At 67.9% G+C, this 25531-nt stretch carries 22 protein-coding genes; 9 read left to right on the top strand and 13 right to left on the bottom strand.

Annotated features, from left to right (window positions below):
- Positions 1-6: 6 nt before the first annotated feature.
- The 4 genes from ttfA to ABDC78_RS02700 form a co-directional block, all read right to left on the bottom strand.
- The gene (ttfA, locus tag ABDC78_RS02715; RefSeq protein WP_178361229.1) at positions 7-858 is read right to left on the bottom strand and encodes a trehalose monomycolate transport factor TtfA; all 852 of its coding nucleotides are present in this window, start codon (positions 856-858) and stop codon (positions 7-9) included.
- 154 nt (positions 859-1012) lie between these two features.
- Positions 1013-3559: an ATP-dependent chaperone ClpB gene (clpB, locus tag ABDC78_RS02710; protein ID WP_178361228.1), complete on the bottom strand. Its 2547-nt coding sequence runs from the start codon at positions 3557-3559 to the stop codon at positions 1013-1015.
- Positions 3560-3706: 147 nt separating this feature from the next.
- A complete protein-coding gene (locus ABDC78_RS02705; RefSeq protein WP_178361227.1) occupies positions 3707-4654 on the bottom strand; it encodes an antibiotic biosynthesis monooxygenase in 948 nt (315 codons plus the stop codon).
- Entirely contained in the window at positions 4647-6047 is a 1401-nt protein-coding gene (locus tag ABDC78_RS02700) for a guanine deaminase (RefSeq protein WP_178361226.1), read from the bottom strand. The genes ABDC78_RS02705 and ABDC78_RS02700 overlap by 8 nt, the downstream gene beginning before the upstream one ends.
- 76 nt (positions 6048-6123) lie before the next feature.
- Here ABDC78_RS02700 and ABDC78_RS02695 point away from each other — a divergent pair, with 76 nt between their 5' ends.
- From ABDC78_RS02695 to ABDC78_RS02685, 3 genes are all read left to right on the top strand, one after another.
- Positions 6124-6795, top strand: coding sequence for a GAP family protein (locus ABDC78_RS02695; protein WP_178361225.1), 672 nt, complete (start codon positions 6124-6126; stop codon positions 6793-6795).
- Positions 6796-6866: 71 nt separating this feature from the next.
- A complete protein-coding gene (locus ABDC78_RS02690; RefSeq protein ID WP_178361224.1) occupies positions 6867-8033 on the top strand; it encodes an FAD-binding oxidoreductase in 1167 nt (388 codons plus the stop codon).
- Between the two features lie 24 nt (positions 8034-8057).
- Positions 8058-8960, top strand: a complete 903-nt coding sequence (locus ABDC78_RS02685) for an aldose 1-epimerase (RefSeq protein WP_178361503.1) — start codon at positions 8058-8060, stop codon at positions 8958-8960.
- Positions 8961-9035: 75 nt separating this feature from the next.
- Here ABDC78_RS02685 and ABDC78_RS02680 read toward each other — a convergent pair whose 3' ends face one another.
- Genes ABDC78_RS02680 through dnaK form a run of 4 tightly spaced genes read right to left on the bottom strand, consistent with a single transcriptional unit; the run spans position 9036 to position 13132 of the window.
- On the bottom strand, positions 9036-9401 hold the full coding sequence (locus tag ABDC78_RS02680) for a helix-turn-helix transcriptional regulator (protein WP_178361223.1): 366 nt from the start codon (positions 9399-9401) through the stop codon (positions 9036-9038).
- Complete coding sequence (gene dnaJ, locus ABDC78_RS02675) at positions 9398-10591, bottom strand: molecular chaperone DnaJ (protein ID WP_178361222.1); 1194 nt, start codon at positions 10589-10591, stop codon at positions 9398-9400. Before dnaJ ends, ABDC78_RS02680 begins: the two co-directional genes overlap by 4 nt.
- A 46-nt stretch (positions 10592-10637) precedes the next feature.
- Positions 10638-11270: a nucleotide exchange factor GrpE gene (grpE, locus tag ABDC78_RS02670; RefSeq protein WP_178361221.1), complete on the bottom strand. Its 633-nt coding sequence runs from the start codon at positions 11268-11270 to the stop codon at positions 10638-10640.
- The gene (gene dnaK, locus ABDC78_RS02665) at positions 11267-13132 is read right to left on the bottom strand and encodes a molecular chaperone DnaK (protein ID WP_178361220.1); all 1866 of its coding nucleotides are present in this window, start codon (positions 13130-13132) and stop codon (positions 11267-11269) included. Before dnaK ends, grpE begins: the two co-directional genes overlap by 4 nt.
- Positions 13133-13457: 325 nt before the next feature.
- Here dnaK and ABDC78_RS02660 point away from each other — a divergent pair, with 325 nt between their 5' ends.
- The 6 genes from ABDC78_RS02660 (at position 13458) to ABDC78_RS02635 (ending at position 18178) form a co-directional block, all read left to right on the top strand.
- On the top strand, positions 13458-14012 hold the full coding sequence (locus ABDC78_RS02660) for a hypothetical protein (protein ID WP_178361219.1): 555 nt from the start codon (positions 13458-13460) through the stop codon (positions 14010-14012).
- A gap of 68 nt (positions 14013-14080) precedes the next feature.
- Complete coding sequence (locus ABDC78_RS02655; RefSeq protein WP_178361218.1) at positions 14081-15466, top strand: mycothione reductase; 1386 nt, start codon at positions 14081-14083, stop codon at positions 15464-15466.
- 106 nt (positions 15467-15572) lie between these two features.
- A complete protein-coding gene (locus ABDC78_RS02650) occupies positions 15573-16196 on the top strand; it encodes a TIGR03085 family metal-binding protein (RefSeq protein ID WP_178361502.1) in 624 nt (207 codons plus the stop codon).
- A gap of 16 nt (positions 16197-16212) precedes the next feature.
- On the top strand, positions 16213-17154 hold the full coding sequence (locus tag ABDC78_RS02645; protein ID WP_178361217.1) for an LLM class F420-dependent oxidoreductase: 942 nt from the start codon (positions 16213-16215) through the stop codon (positions 17152-17154).
- Positions 17155-17194: 40 nt separating this feature from the next.
- Positions 17195-17641 carry a hypothetical protein gene (locus tag ABDC78_RS02640; RefSeq protein WP_347133307.1) on the top strand — a complete coding sequence of 149 codons (447 nt, stop codon included), beginning with the start codon at positions 17195-17197 and terminating at the stop codon, positions 17639-17641.
- A gap of 33 nt (positions 17642-17674) precedes the next feature.
- A complete protein-coding gene (locus tag ABDC78_RS02635) occupies positions 17675-18178 on the top strand; it encodes a hypothetical protein (protein ID WP_178361215.1) in 504 nt (167 codons plus the stop codon).
- Between the two features lie 83 nt (positions 18179-18261).
- On the opposite strand, the gene ABDC78_RS02630 is transcribed toward ABDC78_RS02635, so the two are convergent.
- The 5 genes from ABDC78_RS02630 to ABDC78_RS02610 all read right to left on the bottom strand — a co-directional run bounded on the left by ABDC78_RS02630 (position 18262) and on the right by ABDC78_RS02610 (position 25493).
- Positions 18262-20082, bottom strand: a complete 1821-nt coding sequence (locus tag ABDC78_RS02630) for an Hsp70 family protein (RefSeq protein WP_178361214.1) — start codon at positions 20080-20082, stop codon at positions 18262-18264.
- A 62-nt stretch (positions 20083-20144) separates the two neighbouring features.
- Positions 20145-21635, bottom strand: a complete 1491-nt coding sequence (locus ABDC78_RS02625) for a dynamin-like GTPase family protein (protein ID WP_178361501.1) — start codon at positions 21633-21635, stop codon at positions 20145-20147.
- Positions 21636-21663: 28 nt separating this feature from the next.
- Positions 21664-23511: an isoniazid-induced dynamin-like GTPase IniA gene (iniA, locus tag ABDC78_RS02620; RefSeq protein WP_178361213.1), complete on the bottom strand. Its 1848-nt coding sequence runs from the start codon at positions 23509-23511 to the stop codon at positions 21664-21666.
- Positions 23512-23619: 108 nt separating this feature from the next.
- Positions 23620-24699: an IniB N-terminal domain-containing protein gene (locus tag ABDC78_RS02615; RefSeq protein ID WP_178361212.1), complete on the bottom strand. Its 1080-nt coding sequence runs from the start codon at positions 24697-24699 to the stop codon at positions 23620-23622.
- Positions 24700-24968: 269 nt separating this feature from the next.
- Positions 24969-25493, bottom strand: a complete 525-nt coding sequence (locus tag ABDC78_RS02610) for an IniB N-terminal domain-containing protein (RefSeq protein WP_178361211.1) — start codon at positions 25491-25493, stop codon at positions 24969-24971.
- Between the last annotated feature and the right edge of the window lie 38 nt (positions 25494-25531).

Genomic DNA, 25531 nt, shown 5'->3' with positions numbered 1-25531 from the left:
GGATACTTACCGCTGATAGTTCGGCGACTGCCGACCGTTGCGCGTCGGCGGTTGCGCCCGACGCATCGGGTCGGGACGGGCCTCGGGCCGGCCGGACTCGGGTCGGGCGGTGTAGCGGCCCACGTCGGCGCGGCCCTGCGGCTGATCCGACATCCCCGGCGGCAACTCGGACCGTCCCGCGGGAGCAGGCGTCACCGGGCGGCTGGGCGAGCCGCTGCGGCGGGCGACCGGCTGACCGGCGACGGCCGCGGGCAGTGGCGGCAGAACCCGCAGCAGGTCGTTGAACTGTCGTACGGTCCGCAGTCCCTCGTCCCATTGGGCGCGGGTACTGGTGACCGGCATGCTGACCAGCGTCCAGTTCTGTTCGTTCCACATGATCTCGGCGCAGTCCGGCGCGGTGTGCGCGAACGTGACCATCCTGCGGTCACAGGCGCGCCGCGCGGCGTCGAGGTTGGTCGAGTACACCATCCTGGGGCCGATGGCGCCGAGCAGCCAGATGTCGCTCTCGCGCGGCTCCTTGATGCCCTTGAGTCGCATGTCGACGACGACGTTCGTGCCGACCTTGCGGTGTAGCGCGATCACGGTCGCCACGTCGTCGAGGTCGAAGATGAAGACCGCCTCGCCGCGGATCTGGCCGAGCACCACGTTGCGCGCCGTCACATCGCCGACCGTGGACATCACGCCGCGCTTCCAGCGCTTGAGAATGTCGCCGGATTCGTGCTCGTAGTCGAACCCGTGCGACTTCGCCCACGACTTGCGTCGACGACCGAGACCCCGACGTCTGTCGAGGTCCACCCACAACAAAACCGCCGCACCCACGAAACAGAGTGCGGACAGCGTGAACCAGAGTGGAACCATTGGGTCAAGAGTACCCGCTCAGGCCGACTAATCCCGAACTCGACCGGAACACAATCCCGCTCCCAGGGGTGACCAGCCCCCGCCGGATTTGCGTTCCAGCCGGCAACCCCCCAGTGGAGACCTGCTGGAACGCAATTCCGGCGACGATGGGGCGTCAGCCCAGGATCAGCGAATCACCGTCCGCGCTGAGGTTGACCGGCACCACGTCACCGTCGTGCACCTCCCCCGCCAGCAGCATCCTGGCCAGCTGATCACCGATGGCCTGCTGCACCAACCGGCGCAGTGGCCGCGCCCCGTAGAGCGGATCGAACCCGCGATCGCCCAGCCACTTCTTCGCGGGCAGCGACACCTCGAGGGTCAACCTCCGCTGCGCCAGCCGCTTCTGCAGCTGGGCCAGCTGGATGTCGACGATCTGCACCAGCTCCTCGGGGTTGAGCCCGTCGAAGATGATGACGTCGTCCAGGCGGTTGATGAACTCCGGCTTGAACGCCGAGCGCACCGCCGCCATGACCTGCTCTTCTGTGCCGCCCGACCCGAGGTTGGACGTCAGGATCAGGATGGTGTTGCGGAAGTCCACCGTGCGGCCCTGGCCGTCGGTGAGCCTGCCCTCGTCGAGGACCTGCAGCAGCACGTCGAACACGTCCGGGTGCGCCTTCTCGACCTCGTCGAACAGCACCACGGAGTACGGCCTGCGGCGAACCAGCTCGGTCAGCTGACCACCCTGGTCGTAGCCGACGTATCCCGGAGGCGCCCCGACCAGCCGTGCGACGGAGTGCTTCTCGCCGTACTCGCTCATGTCGATGCGGACCATCGCCCGTTCGTCGTCGAACAGGAAATCGGCCAGCGCCTTCGCCAACTCGGTCTTACCGACGCCGGTCGGCCCGAGGAACAGGAACGAGCCCGTGGGACGGTTCGGGTCGGCCACCCCGGCCCGGCTGCGGCGCACGGCATCGGAAACGGCAGCCACCGCCTTGCGCTGGCCGACGACCCGCTTGCCCAGCTCGTCCTCCATCCGCAGCAGCTTGGCCGTCTCGCCCTCGAGCAACCGCCCGGCCGGGATACCCGTCCACGCCTCGACCACCTCGGCGATGTCGTCGGGGCCGACCTCCTCCTTGAGCATGACGTTCTCCTGCGCCTCGGCATGCGGGAGCGCGGCATCGAGCTTCTTCTCGATCTCGGGGATCCGCCCGTACCGCAGCTCGGCGGCCTTGGCCAGGTCGCCGTCACGCTCGGCGCGCTCGGACTCGCCGCGCAGGTGGTCCAGTTGCTCCTTGAGGTCGCGGACGACGTCGATGGCACCTTTCTCGTTCTGCCAGCGCGTGGTCAGCTCGGCCAGCTTCTCCTTGTGGTCCGCCAACTCGGCACGCAGCTTCTCCAGGCGTTCCTTGGACGCTGCATCCTCTTCTTTGGCCAGCGCCATCTCCTCGATCTCGAGGCGACGCACCAGACGCTCGACCTCGTCGATCTCGACGGGTCGGGAGTCGATCTCCATCCGCAGCCGGGATCCGGCCTCGTCGACCAAGTCGATGGCCTTGTCCGGCAGGAAGCGCGAGGTGATGTAGCGGTCCGACAGGGTCGCCGCGGCGACGAGCGCGGAGTCGGTGATCCGGACGCCGTGGTGCACCTCGTAGCGGTCCTTGAGTCCGCGCAGGATTCCGACGGTGTCCTCCACCGACGGCTCGCCGACCAGCACCTGCTGGAAACGGCGCTCGAGGGCGGCGTCCTTCTCGATGTACTTGCGGTACTCCTCGAGCGTGGTGGCGCCGACCATCCGCAATTCACCACGGGCCAGCATGGGCTTGATCATGTTGCCCGCGTCCATCGCGCCCTCGCCGGTGGCACCGGCGCCGACGATGGTGTGCAGTTCGTCGATGAACGTGATGACCTGGCCGGCCGAGTTCTTGATGTCGTCGAGCACGGCCTTGAGCCGCTCCTCGAACTCGCCGCGGAACTTGGCACCGGCCACCATCGACCCCATGTCGAGGGAGACGACAGTCTTGTCGCGCAGGCTCTCCGGTACGTCGCCGGCGACGATGCGCTGGGCCAGGCCCTCGACGATCGCGGTCTTGCCGACGCCGGGCTCGCCGATGAGCACGGGGTTGTTCTTCGTCCGCCGGCTCAACACCTGTACGACACGACGGATCTCGTTGTCGCGGCCGATGACCGGGTCGAGCTTGCCTTCGCGGGCAGCGGCGGTCAGGTCGGTGGAGTACTTCTCCAGCGCCTGGTAGGTCGCTTCCGGGTCGGCGCTGGTGACACGCGCACTGCCGCGCACCTTGACGAATGCTTCGCGCAGGGCCTGTGGTGACGCGCCGTGGCCGGTCAGCAGCTTGGCGGTGTCACCGTCACCGGTGGCCAGGCCGACCAGCAGATGCTCGGTGGAGACGTACTCGTCGTCCATCTCGGTGGCGAGTTGCTGGGCCGCCGTGATGGCCGCGAGTGACTCACGGGACAACTGCGGCTGGGATGCCGAACCCGTCGCGCTCGGCAACCGGTCCAGCAGTCGCTGGGTCTCGGTGCGGATGGTCGCGGGATCAACTCCGACGGCTTCGAGCAACGGCGCGGCGATGCCCTCGTTCTGGGTCAGCAGCGCCATCAACAGATGAGCGGGCGCGATCTGCGGATTGCCTGCCGCTGTCGCGGCCTGCAGCGACGCGGTCAGCGCCGCCTGGGTCTTGGTCGTCGGATTGAAGGAGTCCACGACACCTCCCTTTCATGGACAGGGGGCCACATCACGGCCCGTGAAATGCTTCTCGGGTTGTTCAACGCAGTCAAGGTTGAGTCTGTTCCGCTCAACTTTAACTTTTTTGGCGACCACACCACTAGGGACTTAGGCCCCTGGCGGGCATCAACCCGCGTAGTCCCAGAACTGCAGCTCGCGCACTGTCGCAAAAGCGGTCAGCGTCACCGCGTACAGCACCACGATCGTCACCGCCCCGGTGACGCTGATGCGCGTCCCTCTGCCGTCGACCGGGTCCAACCACCGGCGAAACGGTCGGGATGCTGCAGGCATCAGCCACCACTGCATCGCCACCACGCTCACGATCTGGCTGATCCACAACGCCAACCAAGGTTCGGCGCCGACGTCGTCGAGAACCGGTCCGACGAACCGTGACAGCAGCATCACCGTCGGGTAGAGGACCGCCAGCACCAGCATCGCCGACTTCCAGTTCGGCGTCATCAGGGTGCGCCCGCCCTCGATCCGCACCGTGGTGGCGAACGGAGTGGTGTTGGACGCCGACGAGAACTCTTTGCGCAGCGTCGAGCGCAGCCCCGACAGCGCGTCGGACCGTTCCGTCGAGCGCATCCACTCCGACAGCTGCGGGCCCGTCCGGAACCGCACCATCGAGATCCATTCACCCTGCCGGTCCGGCGGCAGCAGTACCGTCCCCTCGTACCCTGGCAGGTCGGCGGCAGCACGCGCCAGTCGCACCTCCATCGCCTCGAAATCGACCTCCTTGCCCGCCGCGACGGCATGGCGGAACAGTCCTACGCCGCCGGACAGCGGGCCGTCGTCGGTGAAGATCAGATCGCCCGAACACCTCGAGAAACCGCGCGCCCGACCCTCGCCGAGCAGAACACTGCGCTGCGGGCTGTCGAGCCAGCGATCCAGCTGGACGTCATCGGAAAACGTCACGGCGACAGCACAATCCAGCGCTGCATCGGCGCGCACCGAAAGCTGGCCCGCCACGCAACCCGCGGCCTCCGCAGAGGCCAAGAGCTCCTGCGACCAACGATCGAAGCCCGCCGCGTCGTCGACCGGATGGAAGACGGTGACCGCGGTCGCCTCACCCATCGACGCGACGGCCCTGCACGTAGACCTGGGCGATCGAGGACTCCCGGATTCCCATCAACAACGCAAAAAGTGTCTGATCGCGTGCCATGTCGGCGTCGGAGGAGCGGACGCCGCACACGATCGAGTTGGCCAGTGCGGGGGTGCGCGACGGGTCCACCACCACGAAGTCCGCCTCTTTGCCGGCGTCGAAGTTGCCGAACCGGTCCTCCATGTCCAGTGCCCGCGCCCCCGCGAGGGTGCCGACGAAGAGCATCTCGGCGGGGTGCATGGAGACCCCTGCCTCGTCGGCCTCAGTGATGTGGACCTTGAACGCATCACCGAGGACCCGAGGGATCAGCCATTCATCACCAGCGCCGAAATCCGTTCCGGCCGAGATGTTCACACCGGAGGCGACGGTGCGACGCCACGGCATCGTCCCGGAGCCGAGGAACAGTTGTGAGACCGGACAGTGCGAGATCGAGGTTCCCGTCTCGGCCATCCGCTGCAGTTCCGCGTCCTGACAGTGCACGCAGTGGGCGAGGATGGTGCGTCGACCCAGCAGGCTCTTGCCGCCGACCTGCGAGCCCGGCAGGAACTTCCCGTCGTAGGTGTCGAGGTAGCTGTCGACCTGATAGGTCTGCAGCACCGAGTCCACCTCGCCGGTTCCGGGCCGGTTGTTCTCGTTGAGGTGAGAATGGACGTAGACACCCCGGTCGCGCACCGAATCGTAGAGTTCCCCAAGGTTTTTCAGAGTCTCGGCGGTGACCGACAGCGAGAACCTCGGCACGATGGCCACGTGCAGCAGCGCAGTCGCCACGTCGCCGGTGTCAGCGGCGTGCCACCTGTCGATCTCCTCCCGAGTCAGCCGCAGTGCGTCCTCTTCCGAGGTGATCAACGCTGCGGCGCTGTCGGGCCCGACGGTCTGGATGCCGCGGCCGCTGACGATGCGCAGGCCGCGTCGCTGCGTCACGGCAAAGAGCGCGTCCTGGGCTTCGGGAAACGCCGAGCCGAAAACCATCGCCGCGGTGGTCCCCGCGGCGATCCGGCGGTCACAGAACTCGACGGCGGCCTTCTGGGCGAACGCGGGATCAGCCAGACGGGATTCGGCCGGGAAGATGCACTGGTCGAGCCATTCCAACAGCTGGCCGCCGCCGTAGGAGTCGCCGGCGTAGGTCTGCGGAAAGTGGATGTGGGTGTCGACGAACCCCGGGAGCAGAAACCCGGGCCGGTGGTCGTGCTGCGTCGCAGACCCGTACCGGGCTGGCAGGTCGGTGCGCTCGCCGCAGAACACGATCCGGCCGTCGGCGTCGATCACCAGAGCACCATCGGGTACCGAGACCAGCGCAGCGACCGAATCACTCACCCCGGGCTGCCCAGCAAGATGGAAGACGTGCCCGAGATGAACCTGGGTCATGGGCTGACGATACCCACGGCCACCGGTTCCCGAGGTTCAAGCGCCGATCGCCGCCACATCTTGCTAGGTTCAGCCGGTGTCGGGTAACTGGGGATCGATTCTGACCGAGCTCATCCCGCTCGCCCTGGTGGTGGCGCTGTCTCCGCTGTCGATCATCCCGGCGGTGCTGGTGTTGCACACGCCCCGGCCCAGGCCCACCGGGCTGGCGTTCCTGGCGGGCTGGCTCGCGGGCCTGGCGTTGTTGACCGGAGTGTTCCTGATCGGTTCCAACCTCGTCGGCGGGCTCGGTAACAATCCGCCGAGCTGGGCGTCGTGGTTGCGCATCGTCGTGGGCGTGGCGCTGATCGTCTTGGGCGGGTACCGGTGGGCGACCCGGAAGAAGTCCGAGCACATGCCCGGCTGGATGACCCGGATGAGCTCGCTGACTCCCGGCAAGGCGGCCGCCACCGCGGCAGCGCTGACGGTGATGAACCCGAAGGTCCTGTTCATCTGCGCCGCAGCAGGTTTGGCGATCGGCTCATCGGGCCTGGGATCGCCGGCGGTTTGGTTCGCCGAGCTCTGGTACGTCGCGGTGGCAGCCTCCACGGTCGCCCTGCCGATCCTCGGATACGCGGTCTCCGGGGAGCGTCTGGACCCCGCGCTGAACCGGCTCAAGGACTGGATGGAACGCCAGCATGCCGCGCTGGTCGCCGCGATCTTCATCGTGATCGGTCTTCTGGTGCTGTACAAGGGCATTCACGCGCTGTAGCTCGGGCAGGCCGGGTTCGCCGGCAGCGGGGTGGCAGAAGCCGGCACCGCAGTGACTTAGGATCGTGCGGCGTGGGACTCGAAGACCGCGACTCGATGCGCATCCTCCGGGATGCGGTCGACCCCGACCGCGGCTCAGCAACGCTGGTACGCGAGTTCTACAGCCGCTGGTTCGGCTCCGATCTGTCGGCCCGGGACCTGTTCCCGCCGGATATGGAGAAACAGCGCACCGTCTTCGCCCACGCGCTGTGCTGGCTGTGTGACGAACTCATCGCCCAGCGCGCCGAGGAGCCGGTGGCCTTCCTCGCGCAGTTGGGCCGCGACCACCGCAAGTACGGCGTCACCCCGCAGCACTACGTCACCCTGCAGCAGGCCCTGCTCACCACCCTGCGATCCCATCTCGCCGACAGCTGGGACCGCCGGCTGAACGAGGCCGTCAAGGACGTGGTGGAGCTGATGGTCGGCGTGATGAGCGGCGCTGCCGACGCCGAGACCAGCCCGCCGTTCGGGGACGGCACCGTGCTCGAGCATCTGCGGCCCAGCCGCGACGTCTCGATCATCAGGCTGAAGATGGATCACCCGCTGAGCTATCTGCCGGGCCAGTACCTTCCCGTCCAGGTGCCGCAGTGGCCGCTGCGGTGGCGCTACCTGAGCCCGTCGATCCCCGCAGACCCCGCGGGCTACGTCGAGTTCCACGTCCGCTCGGTGCCCGGTGGGATGGTGAGCACGGCGATCGTCGGCGAAGCCCGCCCGGGCGATCGGTGGCGGCTGTCCAATCCGCACGGGGCGATGCACATCGACCGCGACGCCGGCGACGTGCTGATGGTGGCGGGCTCGACCGGGCTGGCACCACTGCGGGCGCTGATCATGGATCTGAGCAGGTTCGGGGACAACCCCAGAGTCCACCTGTTCTTCGGGGCGCGATTCCCGTGCGAGCTGTACGACCTGCGCACGCTCTGGGAGATCGCGTCGACGAACCCGTGGCTGTCGGTGACTCCGGTGTCGGAGTTCAAGACCGACCCGCGGTGGGCCGCCGACTACCCCGACGTGACGCCGCCGCGTGGCTTGCACGTCCGTCAGACCGGCAGATTGCCCGAGGTCGTCACCCGGTACGGCAACTGGAGCGACCGTCAGATCCTGCTGTGTGGCAGGCCCGAGATGGTGCAGGCCACCAAGGCTGCGCTGGTCGCCAAAGGCGCGCCCGCCGAACGAATTCTGCACGACCCGTTGGCAAGCTGAGTTCACGTGGCAGGATCGACTCTCATGGACGAGTTCGAGACCGTCACGCTCCGCGATCCGTCATCGGCGCTGACCGCCACCTACGTTCCCATTGCAGGCATGGTCGCCTCGTCGCTGACCGACGACGGCGTGGAACTGCTGGGCCAGCGCCGCGGTGTGCAGGGCTACGTCTCCAACGGCAAGACCATGGGCATCCCCATCCTGTACCCGTGGGCCAACCGGCTCAGCAGCAACGGTTACGGAGTCGACGGGGCTGTGGTGACGCTGACCCCGGGCACCGGCGGCGTACGCACCGACCAGCACGGTGTGCCGATCCACGGGACGTTGGCCGCCTACCCGGACTGGAACGTCACCACCCTGCTGGAGTCGCAGTTGACGGCGGAGTTGGACTTCGCGGCCCGACCGGCGCTGTTGGCGACGTTCCCGTTCCCGCACCTGCTGACGTTGGACATCACGCTGCTGGACCGCACGCTGACGGTGAAGACCACCGTCTCGGCGACGACGGGTTCGCGGGTGCCGCTGTGCTTCGGTTTCCACCCCTACCTGCAACTGCCCGGTGTCCCGCGGGCGCAGTGGCAGATCGAGACACCCGCCATGCGCTACCAGCCGGTGAACGCGTGGGGCATCCCCACCGGCCGGGTGGAGGATCGCCCGGCGAGCTCGGAGGCACTGGGCGACAAGTTCATCGACGACGGCTACGACGAAGTTGTGCCCGGCTCGGTGTTCGCCCTCTCAGGTGGAGGTCGGCGCATCGAGGTGCACTTCGACGAGGGGTTCACCGCGGCCCAGGTGTTCGCGCCCGGCGATGACGATGTGGTGTGCTTCGAGCCGATGGCCGCGCCCACCGACGCGCTGCGCCGCGGCGGGTATCACGTGGTGCAGCCCGGGGAGTCCGCGACCGCTCAGTTCCGGATCACAGTCACCTAGCGCCGATCGCCGAAACGGTATTCCACGCGGGGAAAATCGGGAAAAGACCGCGCGGAATACCGTTTCGGCGGATCTCTAGCGTTGGTGGCGGGGCTGCCACACCACCAGCGCGGTGCTCTTCGCACGCGGCTGCGCCCGCAACTGTTCGACTTCCTGGCTCAGTTCACGGACCCGCGCCTGCAGCGCCTCGACCTGATTGGTCAGCTCGATGATCCGCTTGATCCCCGCGAGGTTGACGCCCTCGTCCTGCGACAGTCGCTGCACCTCGCGGAGCAGATCGACGTCGCGTTCCGAATAGCGCCGGCCACCGCCGGAACTGCGCTGCGGGCTGACCAGGCCGAGCCGGTCGTAGGTCCGCAGCGTCTGGGCGTGCATGCCCGCCAGTTCGGCGGCCACCGAGATCAGAAACGTCCTGGCCTCGTCCCGGCGGTTGGCACTCACAGCGTCCCGGCCCAACCCGCCCGCGGGTCGAACCCGCTCGCGCGCTCAGCTTTGGCGTAGGCCTCGAGAGCCTCGGCCACCTCACCTTCGAGGTTCGGCGGCACCGCCACCTTGACGGTGACCAACAGGTCGCCATGACCCCCGGACCGCTTCGGCACACCGCGGCCACGCACCCTCAGGATGCGGCCGTCCGACGTGCCCTTGGGAACCCTGACCCCGACCTTGCCTTCCAGCGTCGGCACCGAAAGCGTGGTCCCCAAGGCCAATTCGTGGAAGCTGACCGGCACCGTCACGGTGAGATCATCGCCGTTGCGGCCGAACACCTTGTCCGGCTTGACATGTACGGTCACGTACAGGTCCCCGGAGGGGGCTCCCCGCAAGCCGGCCTCACCCTGCCCGGCCAGCCTGATCCGCTGACCGTCCTCCACGCCCGGTGGTATCCGCACGTTGATGGTGCGGGTGCGGGTGGTGACACCGGTGCCCTTGCACTCGTCGCACGGGTTCTCGATGATCGACCCGCTGCCACGGCATTCCGTGCACGGCTCGGAGAATCCGAACGCGCCCTGGTTCCGGCTCACGACGCCTGCGCCGTTGCAGTTGGCGCAGACCTTCGGGCTGGTGCCCGGACGGGCGCCGCTGCCGTGGCAGTTGGTGCACGGGGCCGGGCTGGTCAGCCGAAGCGGCATGGCCACGCCCTTGGTGGCTTCCAGGAAGCTCAGCTCGGTCTCGGTCTCGAGATCGTTGCCGCGACGTGGCCGGGACGGTCGAGGCTGTTGAGCACCCCGGCCGAACAGCCCGCCGAACAGGTCGCCGATGTTGGCGCCGCCGGTCTGACCGGCTGCGTCGAAGAGGTCGTTGAGATTGAACTCCTGACCGTCCCCGGCACCGCTGAACCCGCCGAAGCCCCCGCCGCCACCGCCACCGCCGTAGCGACCCCGACCGAACCCGCCGCCTGCGAACAGCCGGCGGGTTTCGTCGTACTCCTTGCGCTTCGCGGAATCCGTCAGCACTTCCTTGGCTTCCGACGCGGCCTTGTACCGCTCTTCGGCCGCGGTGTTGCCGGGGTTCCGGTCGGGGTGGTTCTCCGAGAGAATCTTGCGGGCGGCCCGCTTGATCTCCTTTTCATCGGCGTCGGAGGTGACGCCGAGCTCCTTGTAGAAGTCCTTCTCAACCCACTCTCGCTGGGCCATATCGGGTCACCTCCTCACCTGCTCGTCGATGTCGATTGGTCAATTCCTACGATTCTGCGGGCTGTTCCGCCCCGGAGTCGGCATTGCCGTCCCCGGTCGCGTCGGGAACGGTGTCCACGACACCCACCATGGCGTGGCGGATCACGTGGTCACCGACCTTGTAACCCCGCCTCATCACGGTCCCGATCACCGAATGCGACCCGTCACCCTCGTGCTGGACGGCCTCGTGCAACGCGGGATCAAAAACCTCACCCTCGGTGCCGAAGGCCGCCAGACCCAGGCCGTCGAGAACACCGACCAGCTTGTCGGCGACCGACTTCAGCGGCCCCGAATCGAGGTCGCCGTGCGTCCGCGCCCGGTCGAGATCGTCGAGCACCGGCAGCAACTGGGTCACCACGTGCGCTTTGGCCCGTTCGGTCGCCACCTGCTGATCGCGCAGAGCCCGCTTGCGATAGTTCGCGAAGTCGGCCTGCACGCGCTGCAGGTCGGCGATCAACTCGGCCGCCTCGTTCTGAGATTCCTCAGAGACGTTGGGCGCCTCCGGAGCCGGCCCACTGGGGGCCGGTCCGGCTGCCGCGTTGTCTCGCACCTGACCTGTCACCGGATCTATCCGGCGCTTGTCGGTGAAGGTGATCGGCTCGTCGCGTTCGCCCGACCGGTCGTGATCGGCGGAACTCACTTGCGCTCCTGGTCGTCCTCAACAACTTCGGCGTCGACGACGTCATCGTTGGATCCGGCGTTGCCGGTGGCGTCGCCGTCTCCTCCGCCCGAGGCCTGCTCTGCCTGAGTCGCCTCGTAGATCGCCTGGCCCAGGGCCTGGCTCTCCTCGCCGAGCTTCTCCATGGCCGTCTTGATCGCGGCGATGTCGGTGCCGGCGAGCGCCGTCTTGGCCTCGGCGATCGCGCCGTCGACCTTGGTCAAGGTGTCCTCGGGAACCTTGGATCCGCCCTCGGCCTCGCGCTGCTCCTTGACGAACTTCTCCGTCTGGTAGACCAGCGACTCGGCCTGATTGCGGACATCGGCCTCTTCGCGACGCTTGCGGTCTTCCTCAGCGTGCGACTCGGCGTCCTTGATCATCCGGTCGATCTCCTCCTGGGACAGGCCGGAGCCCTCCTGGATGCGGATCGTGTTCTCCTTGCCGGTGCCCTTGTCCTTGGCGGTGACGTGCACGATGCCGTTGGCGTCGATGTCGAAGGTGACCTCGATCTGCGGCACGCCGCGGGGGGCCGGCGGGATACCGGTCAGCTCGAAGGAACCGAGCAGCTTGTTGTGCGAAGCGATTTCGCGCTCACCCTGGAACACCTGGATCTGCACCGAAGGCTGATTGTCATCGGCCGTGGTGAAGGTCTCCGAACGCTTCGTCGGGATCGTGGTGTTGCGCTCGATCAGCTTGGTCATCACGCCGCCCTTGGTCTCGATGCCGAGACTCAGCGGTGTGACATCAAGCAGCAGAACGTCTTTCACCTCGCCCTTGAGCACGCCGGCCTGCAGCGCTGCGCCCACTGCGACGACCTCGTCGGGGTTGACGCCCTTGTTGGGCTCCTGGCCGCCGGTCATCTCCTTGACCAGATCGGACACCGCGGGCATGCGGGTGGAACCGCCGACGAGCACCACATGGTCGATGTCGCCCACTGCGATACCGGCGTCCTTGATGACCTGCTGGAACGGCTTGCGGGTGCGATCCAGCAGATCCTGGGTGATGCGCTGGAACTCCGAGCGGGTCAGCTGCTCGTCGAGGAACAGCGGGTTCTTGTCGGAGTCGACGGTGATGTAGGGCAGGTTGATCGACGTGCTCTGCGAGCTCGACAGTTCGATCTTCGCCTTCTCGGCGGCCTCACGAAGCCGCTGCATCGCCATCTTGTCCTTGGTCAGGTCGATGCCGCTGCTGGCCTTGAACTTGTCGACGAGCCATTCGACGATCCGGTCGTCCCAGTCGTCGCCACCGAGGTGGTTGTCACCGGAGGTGGCACGCACCTCGACGACGCCCTCGCCGATCTCGAGCAGCGACACGTCGAAGGTGCCACCGCCCAGGTCGAACACCAGGATGGTCTGTTCCTTCTCGCCCTTGTCCAGGCCGTAGGCCAGGGCTGCTGCGGTCGGCTCGTTGACGATGCGCAGCACGTTCAGCCCGGCGATCTGGCCGGCGTCCTTGGTCGCCTGACGCTGGGCGTCGTTGAAGTACGCGGGCACCGTGATGACCGCATCCTGGATGTCCTCGCCCAGGTAGCTCTCGGCGTCACGCTTGAGCTTCTGCAGGATTCGTGCGCTGATCTCCTGCGGTGAGTAATTCTTGTCGTCGATGTTGACGGACCATTCGGTGCCGATCTCACGCTTGACCGAACGGATGGTCCGGTCCACGTTGGTCACTGCCTGGTTCTTGGCGGGCTGACCCACCAGCACCTCGCCGTTGCGCGCGAACGCGACAACCGACGGAGTGGTCCGGGAGCCTTCGGAGTTGGCGACGACAACGGGGTCGCCACCCTCCAGCACTGCGACGACGGAGTTGGTGGTCCCGAGGTCGATACCGACCGCACGAGCCATAGTTACTGCCTCCTGAATAGACGAAACATTGGTCACGAGTGCACTGCACTCAATAGCACTGAGTGCACCGCGCTCAAGACTGCCTCCACCAATGCCGCGGTGTCAACCAGACTTGAGTCTGTGTTACTCAACTATCGAAGGGGTCAACGGGGCACCTGCGAGATTTGTTCCCAGCCGGCCACCCTCTTCTCCCTCTTCTCCGCGGAATAGCGTTCCGGGTCGCCATCCGAGCCCCACCACAGCCCTGGCGTCACAGTTGGCGGCACCGGCACAACTCGCGCGTCACTTCCGTCACTTCCGCCACAGCCTGCGTATTCTGGGCTCAATGAAGCGGCAGCTGGTTGTTGCGGGAGTCCTCGCCTGCACCGCGGTGCTCGCCGGTTGCCAGTCGATGGTCGACGGCACGGCCACCCGCGAACCGGACTCGTTCGCCGAACCGGAGTTCCCCACCCCGCGCCCGAGCAGGCCCACCCAGGCACCCGCTCCGACGATCGACCCGCAGCCGCCGCCCTCGGCGCCGTCGACTCCGCCGGGATCCGGCGGCGAAGTGCTCCAACCCCAGAACGGCTTCGTGTTCATCCAGACGAAGTCCGGCAAGACCCGCTGCCAGCTCAACCAGCAGGAAGTCGCCTGCGAGGCGCCCTTCACCGACGCTCCTGAGATCGAGGGCATGCCCGCCACCGGGGTACGCGTCAGCGCAGACGGCCAGATCAGTTGGGCGCTGGGCAATTTGGGCGCCATCCCGGCAGTAACCCTGGACTACCAGACGTACTCGGCAGTCGGCTGGACGATCGACGCCAGCGAGGACGGCACGCGGTTCACCAACGACGGCACCGGACGCGGGATGCTCGTCAGGGTCGAAGGGGTAGAGGGCTTCTGATCCGCCGTCACCGATCCTTCATCCGAGGCGAGGTTTGACGCCGAACACCCGGTGGAACAGCAGTGCCGATGCGCACACATGACTTGATCGTCATCGGCGCGGGGTCGGGAAACATGGTCGTCGACGACCGATTCGCCGACCTCGAAGTCGCGATCGTCGAGGAACGCAAGTTCGGCGGCACCTGCGTCAACTACGGATGCATTCCGTCCAAGATCCTCGCCTACACCGCCGACGTCGCCGACACCGTCGCCGCCGCCGACGAGTTCGACCTCGACGCCGCATTCGGGGGGCTGCGATGGCCCGACCTGCGCGACCGTGTTTTCGCCAGAACGGACGCGGTCGCCGAGGACGGGAAGGCAGGCCGCGAGGACAGCGAGTTCATCACGGTCTACACCGGCCACGCCCGGTTCATCGGACCCCGTCGTCTGAGTGTCTCGACCGACCAGGGCACGGTCGAGATCGCCGCCGAGCGGATCGTGGTGGCCGCGGGAGGCCGGCCCGTCGTGCCGGGTCCTGTCGCCGACTCCGGTCTGCCCTACGAGACCTCCGACACGGTGATGCGTGTCGACAGGGCCCCCAAGACCCTCGCGGTGTTGGGCGGCGGGTACATCGCCGCTGAACTGGCCCACGTATTCGCCAGTGCCGGAAGCCGGATCACCATCGTCGAGAAGTCGGACCGCCTGCTCGGCGGCCCCCAGGACGACGACATCCGCGCTGCCTACACCGAGATAGCCCGATCGCGGTACGACGTGCGGTGCGGCCGGGAGCTGGCCGAGATCACCGGCGAGCCCGGCGATCTGGTGATACACCTCAACGACGGATCCGAGGTGCGCGCCGACATGCTGCTGGTCGCCGCGGGACGGACACCCAACGGCGACCACCTCGATGTGCACCGGGCGGGGATCGACACCCACGACGACGGCCGGATCATCGCTGACGAGTTCTGTCGCACCACCGCCGACGGAGTCTTCGCCCTCGGCGATGTCAGCACACCGGTGCCGCTCAAACACGTCGCCAACCGGGAAGCGGAGGTGGTCAAACACAATCTGCTGCACCCAGATGATCTGCACACGATCAGCCACGACATGGTGCCGTCCGCGGTTTTCACCAATCCGCAGCTCGCATCCGTCGGGCGTACCGAGAAGAGTTGCCGCGACGAGAAACTCACGTACCGCGTCGGTGTGGCCGAGTATTCAGACGTCGCCTACGGCTGGGCGATGCAGGACCGGACAGGTTTGTGCAAGGTGCTCTCCGACGCCGACGGCGCGATCCTGGGCGCCCACATCCTCGGTGAGCAGGCGGCGACGCTGATCCAGATCTTCGTGGTGGCGATGAACTTCGGCATCACCGTGGGCGATCTCGCGCGCCGGCCCTACTGGATCCATCCGGCATTGACCGAAGTGGTCGAGAACGCCCTGCTGAACTCGAGGTGGCCGACCCCATGCAGCCTGTGACCGGGTGGGAAACTTCCCGCAGACCTGCACCCACCCCTTCTCGGTCGGTGCGGCGATCGAACTCGATGGCGCACTGCGTGCCACACGACAGAAGGGAACCGCTGACATGACCGTGGCACAGCGAGAACGCGCCGCCCTGGTCGCGACGTTCCGGGAGACACCTCCTGACGCGCCGACCCTGTGCGAGGGCTGGGACGCCCGGGATCTCACCGCACACCTGGTGGTGCGGGAGCGCCGCCTGGACGCCGCGCCGGGAATCCTGATCCCGGCTTTCGCCGACTACACCGAGCGTGTTCAGGAGCAGGTGGCGGCGTCGACCGACTGGGATGTGCTGGTGAGCCAGGTCGCGGACGGGCCGCCGCTGTACTCGCCGTTCAAGCTGCTGGACCCGATCGCCAACGTCGCCGAGATGTTCATCCACCACGAGGACGTCCGGCGCGCGCGGCCCGGGTGGGAGCCCAGGCCGGTCGACGATCAGACCGTGGCGGCCCTGCGCAGACCGGTGGCGATGATGTCGCGACTGACCCTGCGCAAGGCGCCGGCCAAGGTGGTACTGCGCACCCCGCAGGGCGACACGCTCGCCACCGCGGGTCGCGGGCCGACACTCACGGTCACCGGTGACCCCGGGGAGTTGCTGCTGTTCGCGGCTGGTCGCGACGAAGCGCGGGTGACGTTCGACGGGTCCGGCGATCTGATCGAGGCCGTGAAGAAGTCGCGCGGCGGCCTGTGAGCCTAGGCTGGAAATCGTGCACTCGGTAGATTTCAGAATCTTCGTCGAACCTCAGCAGGGCGCCACCTACGCTGACCAGCTCGCGGTGGCCCGGACCGCGGAGAGCACGGGCTACTCCGCCTTCTTCCGCTCGGATCACTACGTGGCGATGGCGGGCGACGGGCTGCCCGGTCCGACGGACTCGTGGGTCACCCTGGCCGGCCTGGCGCGGGAGACCTCGTCGATCCGACTCGGCACGATGGTCACGTCCGCGACCTTCCGCCATCCTGGACCGCTGGCCATCTCGGTGGCTCAGGTCGACGAAATGTCAGGCGGTCGTGTCGAATTCGGCATCGGAGCCGGATGGTTCGAAGCCGAGCACCTCGCCTACGCCATTCCCTTCCCGCCGCTGGGTGAGCGCTTCGACCGGTTGACCGAACAGCTGGAGATCATCAGCGGCCTGTGGACCACCCCGGCCGGTGGGACCTTCGACTACTCCGGAACGCACTACAGCGTCTCCGACTCCCCGGCGCTGCCCAAGCCCGTCCAGTCCCCACACCCGCCGATCATCATCGGCGGCGGCGGCGCGAAGAAGACACCGGCGCTGGCGGCGAGGTTCGCCGCCGAGTTCAACATCCCGTTCGTGCCGTTGGAGACGCTGCAGACGCAGTACGCGCGGGTGGCGGCGGCTGTCGAGAAGTCGGGCCGCGCGGCGGATTCGCTGACGTACTCCGCGGCGTTCGTGGTGTGCGCGGGCCGCGACGACGCGGAGATCACCCGACGTGCGGCCGCGATCGGCCGGGAGGTCGACGAGCTGCGCACCAACTCCCCGGCGGTGGGCACTCCGGGCGAGATCGTCGACAAGCTGGGACCGTTCATCGAGGCGGGTGTGCAGCGGGTCTACCTGCAACTTCTGCACATGTCGGATCTGGATCACGTCGCGTTCTTCGCCGACGCGGTGGTCCCCCAGCTCCGCTGACCGAGCATCGGACCTGCGGCCGCGGCTACTATCGGTGGCCGTGACCAGCCGGGATCGCGACGACGACGCCGATCGGGAGACGCCGCCCGTCCCCTGGCACAACCGCACGTCCACGGTCCTCGGCGCGAGCGTCGCAGCTCTGGCCGCGATCGCGCTGATCGTCACCTCTGTCAGCTATGTCGCCCGGCAGTTCAGCGAGCCGACACAGGCACCGATCAACTACGTCGGGCCGTTCACGTCGACCGAGAACGGGTCGGCGACGCCAACCACGACCGGGACGATCACCAGCACCCGACCGCCCGTCACCACCGACATCAACCCCGACCTGGCACCGCCCCCCGAGACTTCTCCGCCGGAGTCACCCAGCCGGAACCCGAACCTGCGGCCGCCCAGGACGCGCGAGGACGAGCCGGGCGATTCCGAGACGCGGACGACCCGTAACCGGCCCAGAACCAACGTGACACGCACGCTCTACCCGGCACCGTAGAAACCCCGGGGCGAGCGCCTACTATCGGGATTCGTGGCGCGCTACGGATCTCCTGACGATCAGAACAACTACTCCGACGAAGAGCCGACTCAGCTCAGCAATTACGGTGCATACGACGAGCCACCCCCGCCCCCCGGCGACACACCGTGGTATCGCAAGCCTGCAGCGCTGGTGGCGCTCGGCGCCGTCGGCGCGCTGCTCATCGCATTGATCGTCTACGGGCTCGCCAAGGCCATCACCGGCGACTCCACCTCCGACACGACCACCACGACGTCGCTGACCCCGGTGACCACGACTCAGGCTCCCGCGGTGGCGCCCCCGGCGACGGTCACCGACACGGCGACGCCCACGACAACCACAGAACCCGCTCCGACCACCACCACGACGACTGCGCCGACCACCACGACGACGACGACACCGCCGACCACCACCACGACACCCAGCACGTCGGTCAGCACGAGCACCAGCACCGTCACGCAGACCGAAACCGAGACATTGACCGAAACGCCACCGCCGCCGGTCGAGCCCGAGCCCTGATTCCTGGCGGACGCGAACGTGCAACCGCGGTAGTCAGAACGCCGTTCTAGCGACGCAGGACGCACGCTCGGCGTCGCCGAGTCCTAACAGGCTGTCTCGGGTCCCGGCACACATTCGGTGACGGGTGCGGATTCCGGCGCAGTCGACGGTTCAGGCGCAGCCGAAGGCGTAGGCGTGGGTTCTGGTGCAGCTTCTGGCTCAGGCTCTGGTGCGGGCGACGGCGCAGGTTCCGGCTCAGGCTGAGGCTCTGGTGCGGGCGACGGCGCAGGTTCCGGCGCTGGTGCGGGCGACGGCGAGGGCTGAGGTTCGGGCGTCTGCGAGGGCGACGGTTCCCGGGTCGGCGTGGGCGACGGCTCCGCAGACGGCGTCGGCTCCGCCGAGGGCGAGGGGGTCGCCGCCGGCGAGGGAGCGGCGGGAACCGGCTGCGGCGCAGCCGGAACCTGCTGCGGCGCAGCCTGTTTCGACACCACTCGCGGTGGCGGCGGCGCGGGCTGGGGCGCCTGTGGAGCAGGACCCACAGCGACCACCGTCTCGGTGACGGGCGGCGGTGCGGGAGGCGCACCGACGGACAGTGGCGCCTCGACCGGTTGTGTCGCAACCGGTGTGGCGAATTCCGACGCGCCCGTCGGGGCGGTTCCGGCCTCCCCGGCTTGTGCCGTGAACACCAGACCCGCCACTGCCACCGCGGCGAAACAGGCTGCGCCCGCGAACAACACACCCGGTCGTCGGTACCAGGGCAGCGGTTCCGGGTCGGAAGCCGCATCACCGTACTGGTCGAAGTGGATCTCGGGCCGCGCCAGGGCAGGGTCGTACCCAGGCTGCACAATCGCGGCGTCGCCGATCTCCACGGTCTCGGCCGACCAGGCCAGCGGGACGACGGCAGCCGCCACCGTCGCGTCCAGTTCAGGGGCCGCGACCAGCGCAGTGCGCGCCTCGTGCTCGACGCTGCGCCGTGCGAGCAGTTCGGCACCGGCTGCGGCGGCGACCTGCGCATGCGCGGTGGTGGTCACCGGCATCCGGAGAACCTCTGAAAGCCGTTGTGTGACAGCAGGTATACGTGCACCGCCGCCGACAGTGGCGATCGCTGCGAGTTGCGCAGGAGCGATGCGGTTGCGGTGCAGCGTGTCGACGAGCACGTCCATGAACGCGTCGAGTGGCCCCCGCACCTCGTTCTCCAGTTCCGCGCGGGTCAGTCGCAGCGTCGAGTGACCGCTCACGAGTCCGGTGGCCGTCTCGACGGTCAACCGCTCCTTGGCCGCGCGGCACTGCTCGCGCAGCTCGGTCAGTGAAGCCACGGCCGACGTGCCGGTCGGATCGACCTCGAGGTCGGTCATCACATGGCGTAGCAGCGCCTGGTCGATGAGGTCGCCGGAGAAGTCGTCGAAGCGGACCGTCTCCCCTATCGCGGCGAACCCGCTGCCGGCGTCGGCCAGCGTGATGCTGCTACCCGTCGCACCGAAATCACACAGCGCCACCACACCGTGCGTCGGCAGTCCGGGGTCGGCCTGCAGTGCAGTGAGCGCGGCGACGGCGTCGGACACCACCCGCAGATGCGGAAGCCGGGCGCGTAGCGCCGCGACCGTCGACTCCGACCAGTATGCGGGCACCGCGACCGCCGCCAGGTCGGGCCGCCGCTGCGGTCGGGCGAGCCGCGTCAACGCTTCGATCGCGGTCGCGGCCAGGGCCTCGGCGTGGTGGCGCGAACCGTCGGCCAGAACCAGCGGCACCGGGTCGCCGACCCGGTCGACGAACCCGGTGACCGGCACCCCGGGGCCCGCCGCTGCCCCGACCTGGGCCGGGTGATGCGGCGAGAGAGTGAGGGCCGACGGGCGGACGGTCGCTCGCCCGTCGGCGACTGCGATGAGGTTAGCTGCGCCCAGCGAGACGCCCAGAGAACTGCGCATACGTGTTTGTCGCTTGCGGGGACCGAAACGTTAGTCGCCGACGGCACTCCAGTTCGACCGCGCTAGCGGCCGCTGGCGTACTCGGCGACCAAAGCCTCCGCGCTGCGAACCGCCGCCCGGCAGGCCCTCGCGGTGAACGGGTCGTTGAGCGGATGCTCCGCGCGCCGACGCCAGCGCTGAGCTGCGGCGAAGGCGGCGCGCGGTCCGTCGTCGGGGGCGTCCGGCTGCAGTCCCAGCCGGCTGGCCGCATCGGTACCGGAGCCGCCGATCAGGCGGCGCAGCGAGGCCATCTCGTCGGGGTTCAGGGTGGCCGGCCGGGACCGCAACTGGCTGAGCAGTCGGAGCTCCTCGAACGCGTGGGTGTCGGCCAGCAACGGGTCGATGTCGGCGAGTATCTGAGGCGTCGCGTACACCGGGTGCAGTTGCACGAACTGTCGCAGCGACAACAACGCGGTGTGCGCCTTGAGCAGGTCCGAGCGTTGGGCGAACTGCTGATCGATGACGTCGCGCAGTTCGACGAGGCCGCTGCGCTCGAGCAGTTCGTCGGCCAGCGCCACCGAGTCGCTCACGCCGGCGCGCAGCACGGCGATGGAGATCCGGATCCCGAACATGCCGAAGCGGTCCAGCAGCGCGGCCCGGGTAGCCGCGTCGACAGGCAGCGAGTCGTCCTCGCGGACGAACCGGTCGACCGACAGCATCGCCTTCGTCAGGTCGGTGCCCTCCACCCCGGCGAGCTTCTGCAGCGCCACGAACTCGCTCTGTCGCAACGTGCGGGCGGTCAGCGCCAACAGTCCCGACACCGGCACCACGGCCTGGCAGATGCCGGTGCGGTCCATCTCGGTGGTGAACCGTTGGGCCACGTCCTTCGCCGACATCATCGCGTCGATGCGTCCCGCGCCGATTTCATCGGCCCGCGATGCCACCCCGATCACCCCCAGCGCACCGGACGAGCCCCCGACGAGTTGGCCGATCTGCTTGAGCAGCGCGATGTCGGCGGCGTTGAGGGTGCGCAGCAGGAAGACGACGGCGTCCACCCGCGGCACGCCGTCGTCGGGCACCAGCAGGCGCAGCGTGCGCGCCGACACGTCACGGGACAGCGACGAGGTCCCCGGCGTGTCGATGATCGTGGCGTCGGTGAGTTCGGCCGCGGGCCATTCGACATCGAGGTCGACGACGTCGTCGGGATCGAGCATGGCGAAGTCGAACGTCAGGCCCCGATCGTGCGGGTCCCGGGCGATCGGCACGTTGGACCGTCGGCCCCCGCGGTGATTGGCCGTCACCTTCGGCGTCGGTCCGTGCCGGAACCACGTGACGATCCGGGTGGCCTCGGTCGCGTCGGTGGGCGCGATGCCCTCCCCGACGAGGGCGTTGACCAGCGTGGACTTACCCGCCTTGAGCGTGCCGGCGAGCGCGATGCGCATCGGCTGGTTGAGCCGGCGGCCGATGAGTTCGAGCCCGTTGTGCACATCGGGACGCTGACGGTATGCGGGGTCGGCCCGGTAGGCCGCGGTGGTGCCACCCAGGATCGCCCGCACGTGATCGCTTGTGCTCAGGGTTCGCCCGTTTCGAGTTGCCCGACAACTAACCCCCCGAGCTTAGTGACCCCGCGGGCGAAACCAGCTTGTCGGCGTGGTCGATGACCTGCCGCAGGATGTTGAGCTGCCGCTCGAGTTCCTTGACCCGGGTGTTTCGCTCGTCCTCCTGCATCTTTGCCGCGGCGAGGGTGGCCTGCAGCGACTCGTTCAGCGAACGGGTGGTCTGGTTGGCGATCTCGCGGTAGTGATCACGCAGCTGACGCTGGATGCCCTTGAGCCGGTCGCGGGACTCCTTGCCGACCACAAACGCGACGTCGTCGACGAACCGGCGCACCGCGGTCTTGGCGTCGTTGCGGATCCGCAGCATCCGGTTCTCCATGTCCTCCTTGTAGGCCTTGCGACCGAGGATGAAGCCGGCGCCCAGCGACAGTGGGTTGAACATTCCCAGCCCGGCGAAGGAGGTCAGCATGCCGAACATCAGCACCCCGCCGTAGGAGCCGCGCATCCCGGTGACGATCTTGTGGCCGACCTTGAGGGGCTTGGCCTCCAACTGGGCCAGCGAGTTGAACTCGCCGAATTCGGCACCCATGTCCCGCGCGTCGATCGCCGGCATCCGCACCGCGTCGAGCCCGGCCTCCATGAAGGTGCGCGCCACTTCGGCTGCCAGTGCCTCGGCACGCTGGTACGCCCACACGAAGTTGTCACCGACAGCGGTGGCGACCGAATCCTCCAACTCGGCGCCGATCTCGGCCCAGTGCAGCGTCGGATCGCCGGCGTCGATGACCCGCTCGGTGTGAAAGGTGATGTTGCGGAAGCGGTTCCGCAGATCATGATCCACGTCGGCGGTCAGGTCGGCGATGCCGTCGCTCAGCACCTGCTGCCACAGCGCGGTGTGCTGGAGGGCTTCCTGCGCCTCCTGTTTGCGCCGTTCGAGGTCTGCGGTCAGGTTCTCCCTGGCCTGCGGATCGGTGAACGACGAAAGCTCCGACTCCACAGCCATTTTCAGATGCTCCGCGGCGGCACGCACCTCTCCGACCACCTGGTCGCGCACCCGGTCGTTCTGGCGCGAGAGCACATTCTCGGACAGGAACTTCACGATGGCGGGGAAGTTCGACTCTTCGTTGAGTTCCTTGTCGTTGAGCTGCACCGCGTGGCTGCGCAGTGTCGACGACGCCGGGATCATCGGCGTGGTGAGCCCGGCGCGGCGCAGATGGGCGGCGTTGGCATCGGCCACCCGGCGCCAGTGCGGGTACAGATCGGTCTTGGTCGCGACGATCACAGCGACCGGGCAGACCTCCAGAGCCTGCCGCATGAACGTCATCTCGGGTTCGGTGAACTCCTGGCTGGTGTCGCTGACCATCAGCATGGCCTCCGCGTCGGGCAGCAGACCCAGCGTCGCCGACAGATGCGGCTGGCCGTGGCCGCCGACGCCCGGGGTGTCGATGAACGCCAGACCGCCTTTCAGCAGCGGGCTGGGGGCGGTGACCTCGACGCGGAGCACTTCGCGGCCGCCGGCCTGCGGGGCACGCCGGAGGTCGTTGCGTAGATCGGCGGTGGGGATGTCGATCAGCTCCGGTTCCTCGCCGTCGGGCCTGGCGACCACCAGCCGCGCCGACGCCTGCTCGCCGTAGGACACCACCGTCGCGAGCACCGTCGACTCGTCGTCACCGACGCGGGCCACCGGCATGTTCAGCAGTGAGTTCAGCAGCAGGCTCTTGCCCTGTTTGAGCTGACCGGCGATCACCACCCGGATCTGCGGATCGCTGATCCGCCGTTTGGCACGGGCAAGCCGTTCGACCAGATCGCCACGATCGTTGGTCTCGGCGATCTTGCTGGTGTGGTCGATGAGCTCGACGACCACTTTCACCTTGCGGGGGTCGTTCGGCTGCGTCATCGTGCCCCTCTTGTCCGGCGGCTGCTGTTCAGTGGTTCAACGGTATGCGCGCGCCACTGGCGGGGACCATCACGGTCCCCGCCAGTGTCGTCATCTGGTCGCGGTCACTCAGAAGGCGTCCAGATCGGTGTCGGTGGTGTTGTTGGAAGCGAGGTCGGTGTCGATTCCGGTCACGTTGTCCGAGAACAGGTCCGTGGAGGTCTCGTTGCCGGAGAACAGATCCGTGTTGGTCTCGTTGCCGGACCCGATCGCGGTCTCGTTGCCCGACCCGACGTTGGACTCGAAGTTCGACGAGTTGTCCTCGATCGAGCTCTCGGTCGAAGTCGAGGTCTCCGTCTGCACCGAGGTGTTGACGGAATTGTCCTCGACGTTGTCGCTGCCGACGTTGCCGTCGATCTGGGTTCCGGAGTTCACATCGGTGTCGGTGATGATGATCCCGCCGCCGCTGCCGCCGTCACCACCGGACGCGTTGCCGCTGCCGATGCCGATCAGGCTGTCGCCGCCGGCCGCACCGCCGCCGCTGCCGCCGCTGGTGTCGACATCGTTGAGCACCGGCGCGTCGTTGTCGGTGATGAGGTCGTCACCCGCGGTCTGCGAGTTGTCCTCGACCTCGTTGTCCTTGCCGACAACAACATTGGAGCCGGAGCCGGCCAGGATGTCACCGTTGTTCATGGTGTTGCCGTCGCCGAGGGCGGCGCCGTCACCGCTGACGATGTCGCCGTCGTTGTCACCGCCCACCACCACACCACCGTCGGTGGCGGTGTTGCTGGTCTTGTCGCCGAGGGTGATGTCGCCGAAGCCCAGGTTGAATGCGCCATTCTGGGCGTTGGCGCCGGCCGCCTGATCGGGGCTGGCGACCGGGACGTTGTTGCCGCTCAGCAGGTCGGTGTCGTTCCGGCTGGCGAACTCCGTCGACGGAGCGAACGACGTCTGCGGTGAGAAGGGCGACGCGATGTTGGCGGCCAGCTGGTGGTGGTCGGCCACCGCACGCTGCAGGCCGAGGACCGGGTCGCCGCCACCGAGCGCATAGCCGGCAGGCGCGGCCGTGGCGGCCACCGATGCCAGCTGCGCGGCGGTCACGTTCGGCAGACCCGCGTCACGCAGCGCGCCATCGGGGTCGAGGACGAAGGAGGTCGCCGCGGCGGGGCTGCGGAACAGGTCGAGGATGAAGTCGATGAGGGTTGTCATGGAACTTCCTTTCGTGGTCTTCCCGGGTGTCGGGGAGAGGTCTCTCGCCGGGCACCCCGGCGATCTGTAGACCACGTTATGGAGTTGGGGACCTCCCGCAAACGGGGTCCAGTCCCATCCCCGAGCAACCCCGACTAGGGATGTCCACGCGTCCCCATTAGGGGATTAGGGGATTGTCCGGGGAGCTGGGGGAAGTGGGCGTTTTTGCAGCTCAAACGACAAAACCCGCGCGGATCGTCAGATCCGCGCGGGTAGGGCCGGCTTGCCGGTCAGTCGAAGATGTCGAACCCGGGGGTGGGATCACCGGCATGGGGGTCGGCGACCGGCTGCGCCCAGTCCTCGGCGAAACCGGGTTCGGTCACGGTTTCTTCGAGCACCGGCACGTCGAGCTGCAGCGATTCGTCCGGGTCGATCAGATCGGTGCCCGTCGGCGCACCCACACCCAGATCCGTCTGGTCGAGGATGTCGGTCACCACGACGGGTGCGTCGATGACGTCGACGCCCACGACCTCGGGCACGTGGTCGAACGCGTCGAAAGCCGCCGTGGCCGCGCCACTGGTCCAGACGTTGCCTGCCCCATCGGCGCCGAAGTCCTCGAAGGCATCCAGGCCCGGCGACGGAGCGGCTATGGACAGCGATTCCGCCACCACAGGGATCAGGTTCTGGACGTCAGCGCTGGTCACGTCCGTCAAGTCGGCCTCCGCCAGAGCCTGCGCAGGGTCCGCGGCGTACCGTGCGGCGGCATCGGGATCCCGCACCAGCGCCATGACGAAGTCGAGAAGCGAGTTGGCCATCCCCCCACCTTTCTCGGTTGTTCTCCATGTCATACCGC

It is taken from the genome of Mycobacterium sp. DL (genome assembly GCF_039729195.1).
GTDB lineage: Bacteria > Actinomycetota > Actinomycetes > Mycobacteriales > Mycobacteriaceae > Mycobacterium > Mycobacterium hippocampi_A.
This window is presented reverse-complemented; position numbering and strand designations above follow the sequence as displayed.

What these genes read in the sequence shown, in the direction of transcription:
- ttfA (WP_178361229.1), bottom strand. Translation starts at nt 858, where the DNA reads ATGGTTCCACTCTGGTTCACGCTGTCCGCACTCTGTTTCGTGGGTGCG.
- ABDC78_RS02705 (WP_178361227.1), bottom strand. Translation starts at nt 4,654, where the DNA reads ATGGGTGAGGCGACCGCGGTCACCGTCTTCCATCCGGTCGACGACGCG.
- ABDC78_RS02700 (WP_178361226.1), bottom strand. Translation starts at nt 6,047, where the DNA reads ATGACCCAGGTTCATCTCGGGCACGTCTTCCATCTTGCTGGGCAGCCC.
- ABDC78_RS02685 (WP_178361503.1), top strand. Translation starts at nt 8,058, where the DNA reads ATGGACGAGTTCGAGACCGTCACGCTCCGCGATCCGTCATCGGCGCTG.
- dnaJ (WP_178361222.1), bottom strand. Translation starts at nt 10,591, where the DNA reads ATGGCCCAGCGAGAGTGGGTTGAGAAGGACTTCTACAAGGAGCTCGGC.
- dnaK (WP_178361220.1), bottom strand. Translation starts at nt 13,132, where the DNA reads ATGGCTCGTGCGGTCGGTATCGACCTCGGGACCACCAACTCCGTCGTC.
- ABDC78_RS02660 (WP_178361219.1), top strand. Translation starts at nt 13,458, where the DNA reads ATGAAGCGGCAGCTGGTTGTTGCGGGAGTCCTCGCCTGCACCGCGGTG.
- ABDC78_RS02655 (WP_178361218.1), top strand. Translation starts at nt 14,081, where the DNA reads ATGCGCACACATGACTTGATCGTCATCGGCGCGGGGTCGGGAAACATG.
- ABDC78_RS02650 (WP_178361502.1), top strand. Translation starts at nt 15,573, where the DNA reads ATGACCGTGGCACAGCGAGAACGCGCCGCCCTGGTCGCGACGTTCCGG.
- ABDC78_RS02630 (WP_178361214.1), bottom strand. Translation starts at nt 20,082, where the DNA reads ATGCGCAGTTCTCTGGGCGTCTCGCTGGGCGCAGCTAACCTCATCGCA.
- iniA (WP_178361213.1), bottom strand. Translation starts at nt 23,511, where the DNA reads ATGACGCAGCCGAACGACCCCCGCAAGGTGAAAGTGGTCGTCGAGCTC.
- ABDC78_RS02615 (WP_178361212.1), bottom strand. Translation starts at nt 24,699, where the DNA reads ATGACAACCCTCATCGACTTCATCCTCGACCTGTTCCGCAGCCCCGCC.
- ABDC78_RS02610 (WP_178361211.1), bottom strand. Translation starts at nt 25,493, where the DNA reads ATGGCCAACTCGCTTCTCGACTTCGTCATGGCGCTGGTGCGGGATCCC.